At 55.5% G+C, this 1,754-nt stretch carries 2 protein-coding genes and 1 pseudogene; all 3 read left to right on the forward strand.

The genetic code is table 11. The features are described 5' to 3' along the window. Positions 1–239: pseudogene (locus tag ACXRVY_RS27265) on the forward strand (DNA topoisomerase III); the annotation flags it as partial. 64 nt (positions 240–303) lie between these two features. Then, entirely contained in the window at positions 304–807 is a 504-nt protein-coding gene (locus ACXRVY_RS27270) for a GNAT family N-acetyltransferase (protein ID WP_223463757.1), read from the forward strand. Between the two features lie 522 nt (positions 808–1,329). Then, a complete protein-coding gene (locus ACXRVY_RS27275) occupies positions 1,330–1,659 on the forward strand; it encodes a hypothetical protein (protein ID WP_458238756.1) in 330 nt (109 codons plus the stop codon). Positions 1,660–1,754 lie beyond the last annotated feature (95 nt).

Here is a 1,754-nt window from a genome sequence, read left to right on the forward strand (position 1 = left end):
TCTGGGAACAGGCCCTGGACATGGTGCAAAGCGGGGAAATGAGCCTGGAAGAGTTCGTCACCAAACAGGCGGCGTGGATGAGCAAGCAGGTCAGTCGCTGCGCCGGGCTGAGCATGACCATCAGCGGCCCGCCGCCCACCGGTTCCGCCGCAGCCCCATGGAAGAAAAAACGCAAAGGCGCCCCGCGCAAACCAGCAAGCGGCACCAAGCGCAGGGCAAAGCCGGCAAGCAAGACTTAACCCTCGCCACAGGATACTCATCGCACGATCTATCCTTGTCTGACCGAGACAGGAGCCAACCCACATGTCCTCGATAGAACTGCACGCCGCCCAACGCGATGAACTGGAAACCATCGAGAACCTGATGCAGTTCTACACCTACGACTTCAGCGAATGGCTGCCGCTGAAACTGGGCGAATACGGTTTGTTCAACATCCTGCCCATGCCCGACTACTGGCGAAACCCGGCCACCCGGCCCTTCCTGATCAAGGTCGACGGTGAACTGGCCGGCTTCGTGTCCGTGGATAACCAGGTCCATCTACCCGGTGCCGACTACAACATCGGCTATCTGTTTGTCAGCCGACGCTTCCGTGGCCGGGGTGTCGCGCGATTTGTCGTTTCCACCCTCTTGAGCCGATTCCCCGGTCAATGGCAGATTTTCCACATCGAGGCGAACCAGCCGGCACGCCTGTTCTGGGCCGCCGTGATGCCGGGGCTCGACATTGGCGGATTCACCTTGCATCAGCAGGTGGTTGACCGCCATCCCTGTACTTTTTACCGCTTTGAGTGTCCGCCTTTGTCGTCCTGACCGACACGCCCTCGACTGCCCCGCTAATTCCTGACAGCATTGTCCGACAATATGTAGTGACCAAAAATAATCACTACAAAACCGTTGACGCCTCCGATTTGCCCTTGCATGATGCAGACGTCTCCCCGATCGGGAGTACAGGCAACACGTTTGAGCAAGCTCGTCTGACCGCCGAGCTGTTTTTCCCGGATACACGCTGCCCACAAGGCAGATTGAAGAAGCTGACCTGGCCTGAACGTCCAGTACAAGGGCGAGAAGTCTTGGCGAGCAATCCTCATGAAGCTTGTGGCCGACCCTGAAAACGTCGGCAGTGGCCTTAAGGTTTTCGCCGCTTCTCTTCGTTGTGACGCGATTGCGTAGCAGTTATTCAACACGACTACATGCAACAGACGCAGGACCCCGCCCGATAAGGCGGTCGAACGCTGACGTCCTGGTTTCGGTGCCAGGGATCAACTAACCGATGGGCTACCTGTATTAGCGAATCAACTTTGAAAGATCACCAATTGGTCAAGGGGCTTTATGATGAATCTGAACAATCAACCAACTATCGATGAACTGGCTCGTATMTTCGCTGCAAAGAAAGACAGCCACGACAACCATATTCTCTGGATCAGCAAGTGTGGCCAGGTTCATATCGACTGCCTGTCGCCGCACGCCCATGAAGCAGAGTTCKAMCAGAACAACCAGAACCTGCWCGCCCGACTGAAGATGTACCGTCGCGGCCAGGGCTATGTCGGCAAGAAGGCCGCGGCCGACAAGGACTTCATCGGTAATGTTCTGCAAACCCTGAAACAGGCCTGGGCCTCGATGCAGAATCAGAACGAAGTTCGGGTGATTGACCGGTTCTACTAATTAAACAAGTCATTACTGACTGGTTAAAAACAAGGCCTGCTCCCAATTAGGAGCAGGCCTTTTTTATGCTTGAATAAAAACCAACTGTAGGAGCG

Source organism: Pseudomonas sp. P5_A2_2, assembly GCF_054177685.1.